The sequence below is a fragment of the Geodermatophilus sp. URMC 60 genome, from assembly GCF_053502585.1.
Genome location: NZ_CP199958.1, coordinates 42526 through 59225, shown reverse-complemented (window position 1 = coordinate 59225; position 16700 = coordinate 42526). Strand labels below are relative to the sequence as shown.

Annotated in this window: 18 protein-coding genes; 13 read left to right on the top strand and 5 right to left on the bottom strand. The window is 73.9% G+C overall.

Annotation, left to right across the window (positions count from 1 at the left end; all coding sequences use genetic code 11):
- Positions 1-18 precede the first annotated feature (18 nt).
- The 3 genes from ACWIX3_RS00250 to ACWIX3_RS00240 all read right to left on the bottom strand — a co-directional run bounded on the left by ACWIX3_RS00250 (position 19) and on the right by ACWIX3_RS00240 (position 2186).
- On the bottom strand, positions 19-903 hold the full coding sequence (locus ACWIX3_RS00250) for a F510_1955 family glycosylhydrolase (RefSeq protein WP_448610099.1): 885 nt from the start codon (positions 901-903) through the stop codon (positions 19-21).
- An 86-nt stretch (positions 904-989) separates the two neighbouring features.
- Positions 990-1631 carry a DUF305 domain-containing protein gene (locus ACWIX3_RS00245; RefSeq protein ID WP_448610098.1) on the bottom strand — a complete coding sequence of 214 codons (642 nt, stop codon included), beginning with the start codon at positions 1629-1631 and terminating at the stop codon, positions 990-992.
- Positions 1632-1724: 93 nt separating this feature from the next.
- Entirely contained in the window at positions 1725-2186 is a 462-nt protein-coding gene (locus ACWIX3_RS00240) for a DUF6153 family protein (protein ID WP_448610097.1), read from the bottom strand.
- Positions 2187-2570: 384 nt separating this feature from the next.
- On the opposite strand from ACWIX3_RS00240, the gene ACWIX3_RS00235 reads away from it, so the two are divergent.
- From ACWIX3_RS00235 to ACWIX3_RS00180, 12 genes are all read left to right on the top strand, one after another.
- Positions 2571-2780, top strand: a complete 210-nt coding sequence (locus ACWIX3_RS00235; protein ID WP_448610096.1) for a heavy-metal-associated domain-containing protein — start codon at positions 2571-2573, stop codon at positions 2778-2780.
- 111 nt (positions 2781-2891) lie between these two features.
- Positions 2892-3173, top strand: coding sequence for a metal-sensitive transcriptional regulator (locus tag ACWIX3_RS00230; RefSeq protein ID WP_448610095.1), 282 nt, complete (start codon positions 2892-2894; stop codon positions 3171-3173).
- A 17-nt stretch (positions 3174-3190) separates the two neighbouring features.
- The gene (locus ACWIX3_RS00225; RefSeq protein WP_448610094.1) at positions 3191-4207 is read left to right on the top strand and encodes a hypothetical protein; all 1017 of its coding nucleotides are present in this window, start codon (positions 3191-3193) and stop codon (positions 4205-4207) included.
- A gap of 11 nt (positions 4208-4218) precedes the next feature.
- Positions 4219-6597 carry a heavy metal translocating P-type ATPase gene (locus ACWIX3_RS00220; protein WP_448610093.1) on the top strand — a complete coding sequence of 793 codons (2379 nt, stop codon included), beginning with the start codon at positions 4219-4221 and terminating at the stop codon, positions 6595-6597.
- Between the two features lie 284 nt (positions 6598-6881).
- Positions 6882-7223 (top strand): NADH-quinone oxidoreductase subunit A, encoded by a 342-nt coding sequence (locus tag ACWIX3_RS00215; protein WP_448610092.1) that lies wholly within the window; start codon positions 6882-6884, stop codon positions 7221-7223.
- Between the two features lie 230 nt (positions 7224-7453).
- Positions 7454-8350 carry a hypothetical protein gene (locus tag ACWIX3_RS00210; protein WP_448610091.1) on the top strand — a complete coding sequence of 299 codons (897 nt, stop codon included), beginning with the start codon at positions 7454-7456 and terminating at the stop codon, positions 8348-8350.
- The gene (locus ACWIX3_RS00205; RefSeq protein ID WP_448610090.1) at positions 8343-9287 is read left to right on the top strand and encodes an NADH-quinone oxidoreductase subunit H; all 945 of its coding nucleotides are present in this window, start codon (positions 8343-8345) and stop codon (positions 9285-9287) included. Before ACWIX3_RS00210 ends, ACWIX3_RS00205 begins: the two co-directional genes overlap by 8 nt.
- A gap of 10 nt (positions 9288-9297) precedes the next feature.
- The gene (locus tag ACWIX3_RS00200; RefSeq protein ID WP_448610089.1) at positions 9298-9879 is read left to right on the top strand and encodes an NADH-quinone oxidoreductase subunit J; all 582 of its coding nucleotides are present in this window, start codon (positions 9298-9300) and stop codon (positions 9877-9879) included.
- Positions 9876-10193, top strand: coding sequence for an NADH-quinone oxidoreductase subunit NuoK (locus ACWIX3_RS00195; protein WP_448610088.1), 318 nt, complete (start codon positions 9876-9878; stop codon positions 10191-10193). Before ACWIX3_RS00200 ends, ACWIX3_RS00195 begins: the two co-directional genes overlap by 4 nt.
- A complete protein-coding gene (locus ACWIX3_RS00190; RefSeq protein ID WP_448610087.1) occupies positions 10190-12127 on the top strand; it encodes a proton-conducting transporter transmembrane domain-containing protein in 1938 nt (645 codons plus the stop codon). The genes ACWIX3_RS00195 and ACWIX3_RS00190 overlap by 4 nt, the downstream gene beginning before the upstream one ends.
- Positions 12124-13719, top strand: a complete 1596-nt coding sequence (locus ACWIX3_RS00185; protein ID WP_448610086.1) for a complex I subunit 4 family protein — start codon at positions 12124-12126, stop codon at positions 13717-13719. Before ACWIX3_RS00190 ends, ACWIX3_RS00185 begins: the two co-directional genes overlap by 4 nt.
- 5 nt (positions 13720-13724) lie before the next feature.
- Positions 13725-15188 carry an NADH-quinone oxidoreductase subunit N gene (locus ACWIX3_RS00180; RefSeq protein ID WP_448610085.1) on the top strand — a complete coding sequence of 488 codons (1464 nt, stop codon included), beginning with the start codon at positions 13725-13727 and terminating at the stop codon, positions 15186-15188.
- Between the two features lie 165 nt (positions 15189-15353).
- On the opposite strand, the gene ACWIX3_RS00175 is transcribed toward ACWIX3_RS00180, so the two are convergent.
- Together ACWIX3_RS00175 and ACWIX3_RS00170 are read right to left on the bottom strand one after the other, a co-directional pair.
- Positions 15354-15533 (bottom strand): hypothetical protein, encoded by a 180-nt coding sequence (locus tag ACWIX3_RS00175; RefSeq protein ID WP_448610084.1) that lies wholly within the window; start codon positions 15531-15533, stop codon positions 15354-15356.
- 285 nt (positions 15534-15818) lie between these two features.
- Complete coding sequence (locus tag ACWIX3_RS00170; protein WP_448610083.1) at positions 15819-16385, bottom strand: TetR/AcrR family transcriptional regulator; 567 nt, start codon at positions 16383-16385, stop codon at positions 15819-15821.
- A 106-nt stretch (positions 16386-16491) separates the two neighbouring features.
- Here ACWIX3_RS00170 and ACWIX3_RS00165 point away from each other — a divergent pair, with 106 nt between their 5' ends.
- A complete protein-coding gene (locus ACWIX3_RS00165) occupies positions 16492-16698 on the top strand; it encodes a hypothetical protein (protein ID WP_448610082.1) in 207 nt (68 codons plus the stop codon).
- The last annotated feature ends 2 nt before the right edge of the window (positions 16699-16700 follow it).

Here is a 16700-nt window from a genome sequence, read left to right as displayed (position 1 = left end):
CGGTGAGCGCTGCTCAGGTCAGCCGGCCAGGACGTCGGTGAACGAACGTCCGCCGTCGACCGACTCCAGGACCGCCTCGGCGGTCACCACGGCGATCCGCGCACTATCCGGGGCGGCGGCGACCGCCTGCGGTGGGGAGTCCAGATCGGCACCCGGCTGCCAGCTGGCGCCGGCGTCGGCGGAGGTCCACACGACGCCGGCCGGGTCGACACCGACCGCCGTGGTCGCGGTGGCCCAGGTGACGGTCTGCAGCAGCGGCGCGTCGCCAGCCGGCGTCCAGGTGACGCCGCCGTCGGTCGAGCGCAGCAGCCCGGCCGCGGTGGTGGCCAGCGCCAGGGCGCCGTCGGGAGGGGCGGCCAGAGTGTGCGGCTCACTGGGGATGGCCAGCGGCGTCCAGGCTCGCCCGTCGGGACTGGCGAGCAGCGTGCCGTCGTAGCCGAGGACGCCGGCGTCACTGAAGGTCAAGGCGTGGAAGTCCGACTGCCCCTGCCGGGACACCGGCGTCCAGGTCTGTCCGCCGTCGGTGGTCTCGATCAGCCCGACCGGCTGGGGCAAGTCGACGTGCAGGCCGGGGTGACCCGAGGCGAGGTAGCGGCCGGGGCCGGCGACGGTGAAGCCCATCAGGTCGATCACCGGGCCCACCTCGGTGAGGTCCCCGTCGGCGACCTCGAGCAGGCCGTGGTGGGTGGCCAGCAGCAGGGCGCCACTGCCGGGGTCGTAGGCAGCTCCGTGCACGTGGGTGAGCTCGAGCAGCGGCGCGCCCGGCGTGGACGCGCCGGCGGCCGGCGCCGGGGTGGCGCTGGAGCAGCCGGCCAGCACCGCGGCCACCACCGCGGCCACGGTGCTGAACGCGGCGACGGCCCGGGCGCGGGCCGCGGGCCGGGTGGAACGGGTCGGGGACATGCAGATCCTCCGGGCGGTGCGGGGTGAGCGGCGGCCACCCGGCGGCGGAGCGACGGTGAGGTCGCGCCGCCGCCGGGTTCCGGTGCTCAGCCGCCGAGCTCGGCCAGTAGCTGCTGCATCTCGGCGATCTCGGCGTTCTGCGTGTCGCGGATGTCCCCGGCCATCGCGAGGGCGTCGGTGTTCTCGCCGTCCGTGAGCTCGGTCTCGGCCATCTGCACCGCGCCGGTGTGGTGCTCCACCATCATCTCCAGGAACATCCGGTCAAAGTCGGCGCCGGTGGCGTTCACCAGGGACTCCATGTCCTCGCCCGACATCATCCCGCCCATGTCGCCGTGCCCCATGCTGGCGTGGTCCATCCCGCCGGAGCTGGGCGCCTCGGCGCCCCATTCCTCCAGCCAGCCCGTGAGGGTCTCGATCTCCGGGCCCTGGGCCGCCTCGATGCGCGCGGCAAGATCCGCCACCCGAGGATCGCCCGCTCGGTCGGTGGTCAACTGCGCCATCTCCACGGCCTGCTGGTGGTGCGGCAGCATGCCTTGCGCGAAGGCGACGTCGGCGTCGTTGAACTGAGCTGTGCCGTCCTCGGACGAACTCGCGGCTGTGCTGGACGAGCTGTCGGGCATGCCCGACATGCCCTCGTGTCCGGAGTCGCTGGAGCAGGCGGTGAGGGCGAGCGCGCCGGCGAGCAGCGCGCCGGTCATGCCGCTCAGGCGTGCGGTGGTGCGGTTCATGGGGTTGGTCTCCTGCGGTCGTTGCTGGATGAAGGCGTGCGCGGACCGCCGCCGCGGCAGCTGTGCCGGGGCGGGACGGTCGGGCGATTCGGCCTAGATCCGCAGGACGCAGAGGGAGGACAGGTCCGGAGGCCGCGGTGGCGCCGGCCAGGACGGCGCGCGCAGCCACGCCGGCAGGGCGGCCGGCAGCGCCAGCCTCATCAGTCGGGGTGCAGTGAGCAGGAGCAGCACGGCCAAGCCGGCGGCGAGCACTGCCAGGCAGGCCGCCCACAGGTGACTGGGCAGTCCGTGCCAGTGGCCGGACGAGCTGCCCGCGGATGCCGTGTGCGCGGCGGCGGAGACGGCCGCTGTGCTCATCGCCGCACCGGAAGTGCCGTGGTCGGACGGCATCAGGTGCGGGTCGGTGACGGTCAGAGCAGCGGCCACCACGGTGGTGTCGCTCCTGTGTCCGGCGTGCTCGGAGTCGCTGGCGCCTGAGCCGCACTGCAGCCCGTGCCCGAGGAAGACCGCGGCCAGCAGCAGCACCGCCGCCCACCCCCGCGCAGCCGTCCCCACGTCATCGAGGCTACGAGGCCGGACAGGCAGGGCGCCCGATGGGTGAGGTACCCGACAGGTGGGGCACCCGACGGTCCGGCCGCGGCACGGGCCGCTGACCGCTGATCACTTCGGCGGGCCGCTTTCGACGGTCGGGTCGCCGCCTTCGGGAGTAGGCCAGCGTGGCGGCCGACGCGCGCGGTGCCCGGGCGGCCGTAGCGGCGCGCCTTGCACTCAGGCAGCCCCGATCGGCCACCGCCTCAAGTCGACCCTCCGGCCAGGGCCGTGCGTGGCCCTTCGGCGTGCGGTCCGCGTCACAGCCCTTGCGGGAAGTACCCCCGGGGGGTACACCTTGTACGGCATACCAGTGGGGGGTATCAGCCCCTGTTCGGAAAGGAGAAGCCCGTGAGCATCACCGACTACGCCGTGCGCGGCATGACCTGCGGCCACTGCGCCAGCGCGGTGACCGAGGAGGTCTCGAAGATCCCCGGTGTGACCGGTGTGCAGGTCGACGTGGCCGCCGGTCGGGTGACCGTCGAGGCCGACCAGCCGGTGCCCGCCGACGCGGTCGCCGCGGCGGTCGACGAGGCCGGCTACGAGGTCGTGCCCGCCTGATGCGAGCCGGGCGGGGCGCCGGCTGCCACCCGGCCCGGCGCTCCGCCCCCTGGCCATCCGTGCCAGCGACATGTCACCCACCGCACCAGCTGACCGCCCGAGGAGACCGACATGGCCGGCTACACCCACGCGAAGGACGAGCACCTCAAGCGGCTGCGCCGCATCGAGGGTCAGATCCGCGGACTGCAGCGCATGGTCGAGGACGACAACTACTGCATCGACATCCTCACCCAGGTGTCCGCGGCGACCCGCGCCCTGCAGTCGTTCTCCCTCGGCCTGCTCGATGAGCACCTGGCCGGCTGCGTGGTCGACGCCGCGCAGAAGGGCGGCCCCGAGGCCGAGGCGAAGGTCCGCGAGGCGTCCGAGGCGATCGCCCGCCTCGTCCGCTCCTGACCTGAGAGGACCTGGAGATGAACACCCCCACCCGCCTGGGTGCCTTCACCCTCGGGCTGGTCGCCGTCTTCGGCGCCGCCACCGGCATCGGCGCGGCGGTCGGCCCGCTCGACGACCCCGCCTCCAACAGCACCACCCACGGCGGCACCACCCACAGCACCACTTCCCCCGACACCCCCTCTCACGACGAGTCGCACTCGGAGTCCCCGATGGACACCACCGCATCCCAGGCCTCCGCTGCGCACCTACCCGGCGGCCTGCAGATCTCCCAGGACGGCTACACCCTCGATCTCGCCGGTTCGTTGCCGGCCGGGCCGGCCACCCCGGTGACCTTCCGGATCCTCGGCCCCGACGGGCGCCCGGTGACGGCCTACGACACCGCCCACGACGAGGACCTGCACCTGATCGCTGTACGCCGGGACCTGACCGGCTACCAGCACGTGCACCCCGACCTGGCCGCCGACGGCACCTGGTCGATCCCGCTGGACCTGACCGCCGGCACCTGGCGGCTGTTCGCCGACTTCGACCCCGCCGGCGCCGACGCCGGGCTGGTGCTGGGCGCCGACATCGCCGTCGCCGGTGACTACGCCCCGCAGCCGCTGCCCGAGCCCTCGGCCACCGCCGAGGTCGACGGGTACACCGTCACCCTCGACGGCCAGCTGTTCCCCGGTCAGGAGTCGCAGCTGACGCTGTCAGTGGCCCGGACCGGGCAGCCGGTCACCGACCTGCAGCCCTACCTGGCCGCCTACGGGCACCTGGTCGCGCTGCGCGACGGGGACCTGGCCTACCTGCACGTGCACCCGGCCGGTTCCCCCGGCGACGGCGTCACCGCGGCCGGCCCGGACATCACCTTCTACGCCACTGCCCCCTCGGCCGGGGACTACCGGCTGTTCCTGGACTTCCAGCACGGCGACGTCGTGCACACCGCCGAGTTCACCGTCCGCGCCGGCGACCCCGCCGCCGCACCGGCCGGCAGCGGGACTCCCGCCGGCGACGCGGACGGGCACGGCAACGACGGCCACGCGCACAACTGAGGACGACGACGATGAACTCCGCGACTGCGACCACCACCCCATCAGCAGGCGGTGACCCCGCCGGAAGCCAGGTCGAGCTGGCGATCGGCGGGATGACCTGCGCCTCGTGCGCCGCCCGCATCGAGAAGAAGCTCAACCGGCTCGAGGGCGTCACCGCCACGGTCAACTACGCCACCGAGAAGGCGAAGGTCTCCTTCGGCGGCGACGTCACCGCGGCCGACCTGATCGCCACAGTGGAGAAGACCGGCTACACCGCGCAGCTGCCCGCGCCGCCGAAGGCCCAGGCCGACGGCGAGCTGCCGGCGACGTCGGAAGCCGACGATCACGTCGCCAGCCTGCGGCAGCGGCTGGTCATCTCCGCGGTGCTGAGCGTGCCGGTCATCGCGCTGGCCATGATCCCAGCGCTGCAGTTCACCTACTGGCAGTGGGCCTCGCTCACCCTCGCCGCCCCCGTGGTGGTGTGGGGCGCGTGGCCGTTCCACAAGGCGGCGTGGACCAACCTGCGCCACGGTGCGGCGACGATGGACACCCTCATCTCCATCGGCACCCTGGCTGCGCTGGCCTGGTCGCTGTACGCGCTGTTCTTCGGCACCGCCGGCGAGCCTGGCATGACCCACCCGTTCGAGCTGACCATCGCCCCCACCGACGGCGCTGGGAACATCTACCTCGAGGCCGCCGCCGGGGTGACCACGTTCATCCTCGCCGGCCGGTACTTCGAGGCCCGCTCCAAGCGCCGCGCCGGCGCCGCCCTTCGCGCCCTGCTCGAGCTGGGCGCGAAGGAGGTCTCGGTGCTGCGCGACGGGCGCGAGCAGCGCATCAGCGTCGACTCCCTCGCCGTCGGCGACTCCTTCGTCGTCCGGCCCGGCGAGAAGATCGCCACTGACGGCGTCATCACCGAGGGCACCTCGGCCGTGGACGCCTCGATGCTCACCGGCGAGTCCGTGCCGGTCGAGGTCGGCCCCGGCGACGCCGTCACCGGCGGCACCGTCAACGCCGGCGGCCGGCTCGTGGTCCGCGCGACCCGCATCGGCACCGACACCCAGCTGGCGCAGATGGCCCGGCTGGTCGAGGACGCCCAGAACGGCAAGGCCCAGGTGCAGCGTCTGGCCGACCGGATCTCCGGCGTCTTCGTGCCAGTTGTCATCGCCCTGGCCGTCGCGACCCTGGGCTTCTGGCTGGGCACCGGAGGCGGCGCCGGCGCCGCGTTCACCGCCGCCGTCGCGGTGCTGATCATCGCCTGCCCGTGCGCGCTCGGGCTGGCCACGCCGACCGCGCTGATGGTCGGCACCGGCCGCGGCGCCCAGCTGGGCATCCTCATCAAGGGCCCAGAGGTGCTGGAGAACACCCGCCGGGTGACACACGTCGTGCTCGACAAGACCGGAACGGTCACGACAGGCCGGATGACGCTGCTCGATGTCATCCCCGCCGCCGGGGAGGACCGCGAGCAGGTGCTGCGGCTGGCCGGCGCACTGGAGCACGCCTCCGAGCACCCGATCGCCGCCGCCATCACCACCGGTGCCGCTCACGAAGTCGGCGACCTGCCGGCGGTGCAGGAGTTCACCAACGTCGAGGGCCTCGGCGTGACCGGCATCGTCGACGGACACGCCGTCACCGTCGGCCGCACCCGGCTGCTGCAGGAGTGGTCCGTGCACCTGAGCCCCGAGCTCAAGGTGGCGAAGACCACCGCCGAAGCACAGGGTAAGACCGCCGTCGCGGTCGCCTGGGACGGCGCCGCCCGCGGCGTCCTGGTCGTCGCCGACGCCATCAAGGACACCAGCGCGCAGGCCATCGCCCAGCTGCGCGACCTGGGCCTGACCCCGATCCTGCTGACCGGCGACAACACCGCCGCCGCCCGCGCCGTCGCCGCCGCCGTCGGCATCGACCCCGGCCCGGACACCGTCATCGCCGAGGTCCTGCCCGCCGGCAAGGTCGCCGTCGTCGAGCGACTGCAGGCCGAGGGCAAGGTCGTGGCCGCCGTCGGGGACGGCGTGAACGACGCCGCGATGTTGGCCCGCGCCGACCTGGGCCTGGCGATGGGCACCGGCACCGACGTGGCCATCGAGGCTTCCGACCTCACGCTGGTCCGCGGTGACCTGCGGGCAGCCGCCGACGCCATCCGGCTGTCCCGCAGGACCCTGGGCACGATTCGCACCAACCTCTTCGCCGCGTTCGTGTACAACGTCGCCGCGCTGCCGCTGGCCGCAGCCGGCCTACTCAACCCGATGATCGCCGGCGCGGCGATGGCGCTGTCGTCGGTGTCGGTGGTGGCCAACAGCCTGCGGCTGCGCCGCTTCCGCACCGCCGACGATGCCGCCCTGGCGGGCGAGCTCCCCGGCAGGGGGGCCGAGGCCACCAGCCGCGTGCCGACGGAGTCGTCGACAGCGCGCTGAGGACGCCGAGCTTCGCGAACCGCCGGTGGTCCTGGGGAGCCGTCGGCCACGTCGGCCGACGACTCCCCAGCCGGCAAGGAGACCGTTGTGGCCCGCCGGCGGCTGTCTGCGGCACGAGGCGCGGGGATCGACGGCGCAGGCTGTCGAGCTCGCTTCCCGGCGGGCGCGACACCACGAGCAGCCCTACAGTCGCGACATCCGCACGGTCGTCCGGATGTTGACGACGTCTCGCGGCCCAGCCCCGGTCGCCCGCCCCGTTCCAGCTGCTGTGGAGGAGGCCCGCCGTGATCGCCGTGCTGTCGCTGCTCGCCGTCGTGCTGGCCGGCATCGTGGGGCTCTACGCCCTCTCCTCCCTGCTCCGAACGGCACGACACCAGGCTGCTGTCCTGCCGTTCGAGTCCGGACTGCTACCGCCGCAGCACGCCGCTTCCCGCTACCACGTGCGGTGGTACGCGGTGACGATCCTCTTCCTCGCCTTCGACATGGAGATGATCTTCATGTACCCGTGGGCGGTCGTCGTCGCGGAGAGGGGGGCCCAGGCCGTCATCGAGATGTTCGGCTTCCTCGCGGTCCTGCTCGTCGGCGTGACCTACGTCTGGCGTGAGGGTGCGCTGCGATGGACGTGATGGGCCGCCTGCGCAGATGGGTGCTGACCCGGCCCCGGGTCCTCCTCGTCGACGTCCCCCGTGCGACTGAGGTGCGTTGGGCCCTCGAGGCAGAGTTCGACCGCCGCGGATGGTCGCAGGCCATGTCCCCCGCGCAGACCGACCTCCTGGTCGTCGTAGGTGCACCGGGGCCTCAGCTGGCGCGCGCCGTCGACGTGGTGTGGAGCCAGGTCCCTGAGCCCCGTCACCGCGTGGAAGCGGGTCGCGCCGCCGATGCAGCGGCCGTCCTCGACCAGGGTGCGGAGGGACTGCTCCGGCGGGCCGGGTCAGCAGTGACCGCCGAGGAGCGGCCGCCGCCGGCGGTGCTCCTCGGCAAGGACGGTGACACCGGCGACGAGGGCATGGACCACGGCGGTGGTCACGAGGGCATGGACCACGGCGGTGGTCACGAGGGCATGGACCACGGCGGTGGTCACGAGGGCATGGACCACATGCACCACGGCGGCGAGGTCGCCGGCCTGCCGATGGCCATGACGGGGCCGGACCGCGACGGCCTCCAGCTCGACGTCCTCACGGTCTCACTGGGGCCGATCCTCCCCGGCTGGCCCACCGGCTTGGTCCTCCGCGGCGAGGTCCGGGGGGACGTCCTCACCGGTGTCGACCTGTCCTGGCTCGACGCAGAGGACCACGTCCCGGCGTCATCCCTCCCCGACGCCCGGCAGACAGCGCTGGACCACCTCGCGCGCTTCCTCCTCGTCGCCGGCTGGCCCACGGCTGCTCGCGACGCCCGCCGCGCCCGCGACGGTCTCCGATCGGAAGACCGAGGGCAGCAGGTGGCCGCCCAGCGGCTCGCCGAGCAGGTGTCCCGGCGGGTCCTCCGTTCCCGGGCGCTGCACTGGGGGATCGCCGGCGCCGGCCGTCCAGCCCGGGACGGCGACGCCTCCTCCGCTGATCTCGTCCTCGGCAGGCTGCACCACTGGTGCGACGTGGCGGCCGGCCGGGACGGCGAACCCGACACCGCTCCCGCGCTGGAGGACATCCGTGCGCGACTCGAGGGCTGTGAGATCGGGACGGCGCGGCTGATCGTCGCTGCGCTCGGCGTCGACCCGGTCACCTCACCAGGAGCCGTGGAGCCCGCCCGTGCCTGACTCCCGGACGCTGCCCGAGGCGTGGGGACTGCTCCCCGCCGTCCTCGTCGTCGTCCTTGTCGGCATGGTCTTGGGGCTGGCGGTCGCGTCCACCGACCGGGCCGTCCTCTCCGGCCGCACCCGGGGGACGGTCGTCGAGCCGCTCCGGGAGGGGGCGCGCCTCCTGATCGAACAGCGGCGGACGACCCTGGCACCCGACGCGCTGCTGTGGCGGCTCGGCTGCGTCGCCGTTCCGGTGCTGGCGCTGCTGTCCCTGGCGGTCGTCCCGGTGGGCGGGCGCACGCTCTGGTCGACGAGCGCGGACCTCGTGTGGTTCAACGCGATGGAGGCGCTGCTGTGGGCCGCCGTCTGGCTGGTGGGCTGGGGACCCAACGCGTTCCACGCGCTGACCGGCGGCTACCGGTTCCTGGCTCAGGGCTTGGCCTACGAGCTGCCGCTGATGTTCGCATTGGTGACCGTGGGGCTCGGAGCCGGGTCGCTGCGGACGACCGACGTCCTGGCAGCCCAGGAGGGCCTGTGGTTCGTGGTCACCATGCCGGTGGCCTTCGTGGTTTTCGTCGCGAGCGCCGCGGCCTTCGCCTTCTGGGGCCCGTTCGCCGCGCCCGCCGCCGCGGACGTCGCCGGCGGGGTGACCTCGGAGCTGTCCGGGGTGGACAGGCTGCTCGTGGAGGCCGGGCGCCTGGTCTTCCTCGGCGCCACCGCGGCGATGGCGGCCGCGCTCTTCCTCGGTGGCGACTCCGGACCCTGGCTGCCCGGGCCGCTGTGGCACCTGCTCAAGACGCTGGCCGTGGTGGCGGGGCTGGTGTGGGTCGGCCGGCGGCTGCCAGTGCTGCGGCCGGACCGGACCGTGGAGGTCGGCTGGATGGTCCTGGTGCCGCTGACGCTGGTGCAGGCGCTCGTCGTCGCGGTGCTCGTGCTGACCGGGTTCTACGCGTGAGGAGGACAGGATGCTGACCGACCTCTCGAGCTGGGACGTCGCCGCCGTCTGCCTGCTGGGGGCGCTGTCGGTCGCGTCGGGGATCGCGGTGTTCGTGGTCGACTCGATGGCCCGCGCGACGTTCGCGCTGCTGGGGTCGTTCCTCGCCGTCGCCGGTGTCCTGCTCGCCCTCGACCTGGTCTACCTGGCAGTGGTGACGGCGCTGATGATGACGATCGAGATGGCCATCATGGCCGTCTTCATGATCATGTTCATGATGAACCCGGCCGGGCTCATGCCGATGACGATGGTGCACAACGCGCGGGGCTCGGCCGTCCTGGGCGCTGGGGCCTTCGCCATCCTGGCCGCCGGAATCTGGACGATCGACTGGCCGATCCGGTCCACTCAGCCGCCCGGCGACAGCACCCGGCAGCTCGGCGAGGCGCTCATGGGCAGCCACATGCTGGTCATGCTCGTCATGGGCCTCGCGCTGTTCGCCACGATCCTGGCCGGCACGGTGCTGGCCACGGCGCGCGGGCGCTACGACCGCTTCGGCGCCGACCTCACCGCATCGCGACCCGACGACCCGGTGCCCGGGGGACTGCCCCGATGACCGCGGACCTGGTGCTGCAGATCGTGCTCACCGTTGCCGCCGGCCTGATCGGCGTGGGGCTGTTCGGCGCGCTGTCCCAGCAGTCGATCGTCATGGTGATGATGGGCCTGGAGCTCGTCCTCAACGGCGTGCTGCTGGCCGGGGGAGCGGCGTGGTTCTTCCTGGCTCCCGAACTGCCCGACGCGCAGGTGCTCGTCGTGGTGGCGTTGGTGGTCATGGCCGTGGAGATGGCGATGGGCTTCGCGGTGACCATCGCGATCTACCGGGCGCGCCAGGTGGACATGGTCGACATGGCCGCGGACCTGAACGGATGAGCGCCGTCCTCAGCACGCTCGTCCTGGTGCCCGCCGTCGGCGGGGTGACCCTGCTGGTCACCGGGCGGCGAGCCGACTGCCTCGCCGGCGCCGTCGCCGTGGCGGTCACCGCGGCCGTACTGGCGCTCGCCGCCACCGTGGCCGCTGCCCGCCCCCGGGTATCGCTGCCCTTCCTCGGGGTCGTCAACGGTGGGGACCTACGCCTGGTCGTGGACGGCCTGTCCGCCGTCCTCGTGCTGCTCGTCGCCGCGATCGCCCTGCTGGTCACGGTCTTCGCCACCGCGGACCTCCCCGAGCGCGCGGCACGAGGACGGTTCTTCGGCTACCTGCTGCTGTTCGTCGCCGCCATGCTCACCACCGTCACCGCCGCGACGATGCCGGCGCTCCTGCTGGGGTGGGAGGTGATGGGCGCGACCTCCTACGCGCTCATCGGCTTCCGGTGGGAGGAGCCCGGCAAGCTCGCTGCCGGCACCCGTGCCTTCGTCACCACCCGAGCCGGCGATCTCGGGCTCTACGTCGCCGCGGGCGCCGCGCTGGCGGCCACCGGGAGTCTGGCGCTGGATGACCTCCGGGTCGCGGGAGGCGGGTGGGCCGACCTCGCCGCGGCCGGGGTGCTGCTCGCCGCGCTGGGCAAGTCGGCGCAGCTGCCCTTCTCGGCCTGGTTGTCAGCGGCGATGCAGGGCCCCAGCCCGGTCAGCGCCCTGCTGCACTCGGCCACGATGGTCGCCGCCGGCGGGTACCTGCTGCTGCGGATGCAGCCGCTGCTCACCGCGACGGGGTGGGCGGCGACCGCGGCGGCGTGGGCTGGCGCACTCACCGCGCTCGTGCTGGGGGCGGTCGCCGTCGCCCAGTCCGACCTCAAGCAGCTGCTGGCGGCGAGCACCGCGGCCCAGATCGGGTTCGTCGTGCTCGCCGCGGGAGTCGGGGCGACCGCCGGCGGCACTGCACAACTGGTGGCGCACGCCGCGGTCAAGGCCGGCCTGTTCGTCGCCGCCGGGTCCTGGCTGACCGCGTTGGGCACCAAGCAGCTGGCCGGGCTGCGCGGAGCCGCCCGCCGGTTCCCGGGCGTGGGAGCGGCGGCCACCGTCGCGGGCCTGGCCCTGGCCGGCGTGCCACCGCTGTCGCTGTGGGCGACGAAGGACGAGGTGCTGGCGGGAGTCCAGGGGACGGCGCTGACGGTCGTCGGGCTCGCCGCCGCGGTCGTGTCCGCCGTCTACGCCGGCCGCATCCTGGTGACCGTCCTGGCCCGGCCCGTCGGCGACGAGGCACTCGACGTCGAGGAGCCGGGAACCCGCCGCGTCCCGCTGCCCTCGCTGACGGTGGCCGGGGTCCTCGCCGGGTGCGCCGCCGTGCTCGGCGTCCTCGCGCTGCCGTCCGTGTCCGACGCGCTCGGGCGCCTGCTCGACGCGGAGGGCGAGCCGTCGCCGGGCGTGGGTGACCTGCTGCTCTCCGGCGCCCTCGCTGTCACCGCGGTGGCGCTGACCGTCGTCGTGAGCAGGACCCGGCCCGGGCTCATCCGCGCCGTCGAGCGGAGCTCGCTGTCCTCCTGGGCAGGACTGGGACACCTGCTGTCGCCCCGCCCGGCGCTCGCGGTAGCCCGCGTGCTGGCCGCCGTGGACGACCGCGGGATCGACCGGGTCGTCCACGGGGTCGGGGCCATCGCCCGCGGGGCGGCGAGGGCGGTCGCCGGTGCCGACGACCGCGGCATCGACCGAGCCGTCGCCGGCGTGGCCTCGGCGACCCGGCGGGCCGCGGCGGCCTCGGCCCGCACCGACACCGGAGTCGTCGACGGTGCCGTCCGCGGCGTCGCCCGGGCCCTCCGCCGGGCCGGTTCGGCGGCCCGCCGGCCGCAGACCGGTCTCCTGCACCAGTACTACGCCCAGTCCGTCGTGGGCCTGGGTGCCCTGCTCGTCCTCCTGCTCGTGGTGAGGTGACCGTGCTGCTGACCGTGGTGATCTTCCTGCCGCTCGTGGCGGCGGCCGTGCTCGTGACCGCCCCCCGGCTCGAGGGCCGCACGGCGATCGCGGTGTGGGTCGCCGCCTCGGCGGCCGACCTGGCGCTGATCGGGTGGATCTGGTGGCACTTCGACCCCGGAACTGCCTCGTCCGGGGTCGTCGACGGCCTGGCCTACGAGGCCGACCTGCAGTGGATCCCCACCGTCGACGCCGGCTACCACGTCGGCGTCGACGGGTTGTCGCTGCCGCTGCTCGCCCTCACCGGCGTGCTGTTCCTCGCCTGCGCCGTGTACTCGTTGCGCGAGGCCGACCGGCCGCGCAGCTACGCCGCGCTGTTCCTGTTCCTGCAGACCGCCTGCCTGGGGACGTTCGCGTCGCTCGACCTCATCCTGTTCTTCGTCTTCTTCGACCTGACGATCGTCGGGATGTACTTCGTCATCGCCGGGTGGGGGCACGGCAACGCCCGGCGCAGCGCGCTGAAGTTCTTCCTCTACACGTTCATCGGGTCGCTGGCCCTGCTGGTGGGCTTCATCGGGCTGTTCCTCGGCAGCGAGGAGCGCACCTTCGACATGGTGGCGCTGGCCGCGAACCCGCCGCTCGCGGACTCACCAGTCGCCGGCGGGCTGGTGCTGCTCGCGATCGGCCTGGGGCTGGCGGTCAAGACGCCGCTGTTCCCCTTCCACACCTGGCTGCCCGACGCGCACACCGACGCGCCCGCCGCCGGGTCGGCGGTGCTGGCCGGGATCCTGCTCAAGCTCGGGACCTACGGCTTCGTGCGGATCGCGATGCCGATCCTCCCCGAGGCCTGGCAGCGGTGGGCGATGGTCGCCGTCGTCGTCGGCGTGATTAGCGTGCTGTGGGGCGCCCTCGTCGCGCTGGCCCAGACCGACGTCAAGCGGATGATCGCCTACACGTCCGTCAACCACATGGGCTACGTCCTGCTGGGTCTCGGCGCCGCCGGTCTGGTGGCCTCGGCCGACGCAGGCGCCCGGACCGTCGCCACGGTGGGCGCGATGTACCAGATGGTCAGCCACGGCCTGCTCACCGGTGCCCTGTTCCTGCTCAGCGGCTGGCTGTGGTCCCGCGGGCACACCTACGCCTTCGACCGGTGGGGCGGCCTGGCCCGTCCAGCACCGGTCTTCGCGGCCTGCCTCGCCGTCGCCGCCTTCGGCTCCCTGGGGCTGCCCGGGTTCTCCGGGTTCATCGCCGAGTTCCAGGTGTTCACCGGCGCCCTGCAGGCCACGCCGGTCGCCACGGTGATCGCCGTCGTCGGCATCCTGGTCACCGCCGGGTTGTTCCTGCTCGCCCTGCAGCGCCTCCTCACCGGCGACCCGGTCTCCCCGCCTGACGGGGCGGACGAGCCCGAGGGCGTGGTGCCGGCCGCAGACGGCGGCACGGCCACCGCCGTCCGGCCGCGGGCGGCGACCAGGATCCTGGATCTGCGTGCCCACGAGACGGCCTCCATCGCGCCCCTGCTGGTCCTGGCCCTGGTTCTCGGTCTGCTGCCGCGCGTCCTGCTCGATGTCGTCGAGCCGGCCGCGGCGGCGGTGGTGGAGCTGGTCAGTCGGTGAGCGGGATGAGCGGGAGCGGGGAGGCCTGGCCGGCGCTGCTGCCGGAGGCGTTGCTCCTGCTGGGTGCCGTCGCCGGCCTGCTGACGGGCCTGTGGACCCCGCAGGGCCAGCAGTGGCGGGTACGGCTCCTGGTCACCGCGGCCTGCCTGGCCAGTGCCGGAGCCGCCGCGGTCGCACTCCCCGGGCCCGCCGAGCGGGTCTTCGAGGGCACCTGGGTCGTCGACACCACCACCGGGGTGGTGCGGATCGTCGTCGCCCTGGGCGTGGCCGTCCTCGTCTGGCTGGCGGCGCCGTCGGTGGCCGGCCATCCGCGCGAGACCGAGGCCTACGTGCTCATGCTGCTCGGGGCGCTCGGCGCCGTCGGGCTCGCCGCCAGCGGGGACCTGCTGCTGCTCGTGGCCGCCTACCTGCTGGCCAGCGTCCCCCTCTACGCCCTGGCCGGCTTCGCGAAGGACGCCGCCGGTACCGAGGCGACGATGAAGTACTACCTCATGGGGGCGTTCGTCGGCGTCCTCCTGATGGTCGGCGCCGCCGCGCTGGTGCTCGCCTCCGGCACCACCGGCTACCTCGACCTCGCCGCGCGGCTGCCGCAGGCGTCCCCGGCGCTGCTGGCCGTGGGGGTCCTCGGCGTGCTCGCCGGCGTCGCCTTCAAGGCCGGTGCGGTCCCGGTGCACTTCTGGGTCCCCGACGTGACGGCGGGGACGACGCCGCCGATGGCCGCCTACATCACCACGATCCCCAAGATCGGTGCCGTCGCCGCCGCCTTCCGGCTGCTCGCCGAGCCGTTCGCGGGCCTGCCCCTCGACGTCCCGCTGCTCGTCGCCGTCGTCGCCGCGGCCAGCATGACGCTGGGCAACCTGGCCGCGTTCGCGCAGACGGACGTCCTGCGGCTGCTGGCCTACTCCACCGTCAGCCAGGTCGGCTACCTGTTCATGGTCGTCGCGGTCGCCGCCCGCACCGACCTCGCCGTTCCGGCCCTGGCCGTCTACCTGACCGGCTACGCGGTCACGAACATCGGTGCCTTCGCCGCCGTCGTCGCCACGCCGGCGGCCCGCACCATCACCGACTGGGCCACGGCCGCCGGGCGGCACCGGTGGCTCGTGGTGAGCCTGGTGGTGTGCCTGCTCGGCCTGGTCGGGACGCCGCCGACGGCCGTCTTCGTCGGCAAGCTCGCGGTCTTCGCCGCGACGTGGGACGGCGCCCTGGTGTGGTTGGTCGTCGTGGCCGCGGTGAACACCGTCGCCAGCCTGTTCTACTACCTGCGCTGGATCGCCCCGGCATTCGCGGGCGTGCCGGCCGGGCCAGCTACAGCCGAGGGTCCGGCGGGGACGGGCCCGCGTACCGCGGCCGGTACGGCGCAGGAGGTCCGGCGCGTCCCGGAGGTCGTGCTCCACGCCGCCGCGGTGATGTCGCTCCTGCTAGGCGTGGGCGCCGGCGTGTGGCTCGGAGTGACCACCGGTTCGGTGTGAGCTGGGGCCTCACGGCTCGGGCGTTGACGGCAGCGCCGGCGGCCGCGGAGGTGCTGACGCCACGGAGCCCCCACCCCGTCCACGGGGCGGAGCTCGCGCGGCTTCCGGTCTGCTGGTCACCAGCCGTGCGGTCGGGCGGAGGTTGCCAGCCAGTGCACGCGCCACTCACGCCGGCGTCACGCGCACCAACGACAGCCGCTCGTGCCGGAACGGGGGCGCAGGCAGGTCCGCCAGCATCGCCTCCAGCGCCGTCCTGCCTGCGGACTCCGTCCCGAACGGACCCACGATGGCCAGGACGTCGTCGTTGCCGCCCACCCAGTCCTCCTGGCGCACGACCATCCACATCTGTCTGCCCTCCGAGTTCGCCCATCAGCCGTTCGCTCCGACACGGTCCGGGCTCGCGCCGGGACGGCAGTCGGCCCTGGGTGTGCCTGTAGCCGGGGTGCGCCGGAACCGATGTCAGCCGTGACCTGCAGCTGCTCGGCGGCGGGAGCGGAATGCCTCGGGAGGACTGATGCCCGGGGAGACCGAGGCCCGGGCAGCTGGCCGTGCTGTGGACCGCGCTGGGGCTGACCAGCGGCTGGCTGCTCGACCGCACCGTCCGCAGCCGCCGACCCGGCCCGCGTCCCGTCAGGCCGGCGGGTGGCGAAGTCCGGCCAGGGTCACCTCGACCAGCCGCTCCACCGCGGCCTCCGACGCTTCGGCCGCCGCAGACAGCGCGCCCAGCGCGTAGCCGGCCAGCTCCTCGGCCGGCACGTCCGCGCGGACCTGCCTGGCCCGCGCGGCCTCAGCGATCAGCTCGGCGAGGAAGGCCCGCAGCCGGGACCGGGCGGTGGTCGCGTGCTCGCTGTGGTGCAGCCGCGCGGCCGCCTCTCCGCCGTGCCGATGCCGGGACAGCGCAGCGTAGGCGGCCAGCACCGCCTCCAGCCGCTCCGTGGCGCCATCGGCGCGGTCGCGGACGTCGGCCAGCTGTTGCAGATGCTCGGCGATCTGCCGCTCATGCCAGGCCGTGAGGACCGCATCGACGTCGGGGAAGTGCCGGTACAGCGTCGCCCGGCCGATGCCGGCACGCCCCGCGATGTCGGACATGGTGATCGCCAAGCCCTGCTCGGCGATCAGGTGAGCGGTCGCGTCGAGCACCGCGTCGCGGACCGCGCGGCGGTGCCCGGACATCGTCTCGGTCCAGGAGTGCGCCACCCGGCGAGCATACGGATGTGGGACACTGCGACACAGCGCGGACACCATGTCTCACGCACGCTGCCCGACCACGCCGGCGCCATCGGCGCCAGGCAGGAGGCCACCGTTGACCGAGCCCTCGGCCACCCCCAACACACCCACCGACCCGCCCACCGGGGCCGGTGAGCCGGCCGGCACACCCCGCTGGGTGAAGATCCTCGGCGTCGTGGTGCTCCTGCTGGTGCTGCTGGTCGCCGTGGTGCACCTGACCGGCAACGGCCCCGGCCCGGGCAGCCACCTGGGCTCGGCCGCGGGCAGCCCGCTGTGGTTCTGACC

Bases quoted from the DNA above. Each gene is read 5' to 3' on its own strand.
- ACWIX3_RS00250 (WP_448610099.1), bottom strand. From the start codon at position 903: ATGTCCCCGACCCGTTCCACCCGGCCCGCGGCCCGCGCCCGGGCCGTC.
- ACWIX3_RS00245 (WP_448610098.1), bottom strand. From the start codon at position 1,631: ATGAACCGCACCACCGCACGCCTGAGCGGCATGACCGGCGCGCTGCTC.
- ACWIX3_RS00230 (WP_448610095.1), top strand. From the start codon at position 2,892: ATGGCCGGCTACACCCACGCGAAGGACGAGCACCTCAAGCGGCTGCGC.
- ACWIX3_RS00225 (WP_448610094.1), top strand. From the start codon at position 3,191: ATGAACACCCCCACCCGCCTGGGTGCCTTCACCCTCGGGCTGGTCGCC.
- ACWIX3_RS00220 (WP_448610093.1), top strand. From the start codon at position 4,219: ATGAACTCCGCGACTGCGACCACCACCCCATCAGCAGGCGGTGACCCC.
- ACWIX3_RS00200 (WP_448610089.1), top strand. From the start codon at position 9,298: ATGCTGACCGACCTCTCGAGCTGGGACGTCGCCGCCGTCTGCCTGCTG.
- ACWIX3_RS00195 (WP_448610088.1), top strand. From the start codon at position 9,876: ATGACCGCGGACCTGGTGCTGCAGATCGTGCTCACCGTTGCCGCCGGC.
- ACWIX3_RS00190 (WP_448610087.1), top strand. From the start codon at position 10,190: ATGAGCGCCGTCCTCAGCACGCTCGTCCTGGTGCCCGCCGTCGGCGGG.
- ACWIX3_RS00180 (WP_448610085.1), top strand. From the start codon at position 13,725: ATGAGCGGGAGCGGGGAGGCCTGGCCGGCGCTGCTGCCGGAGGCGTTG.
- ACWIX3_RS00175 (WP_448610084.1), bottom strand. From the start codon at position 15,533: ATGTGGATGGTCGTGCGCCAGGAGGACTGGGTGGGCGGCAACGACGAC.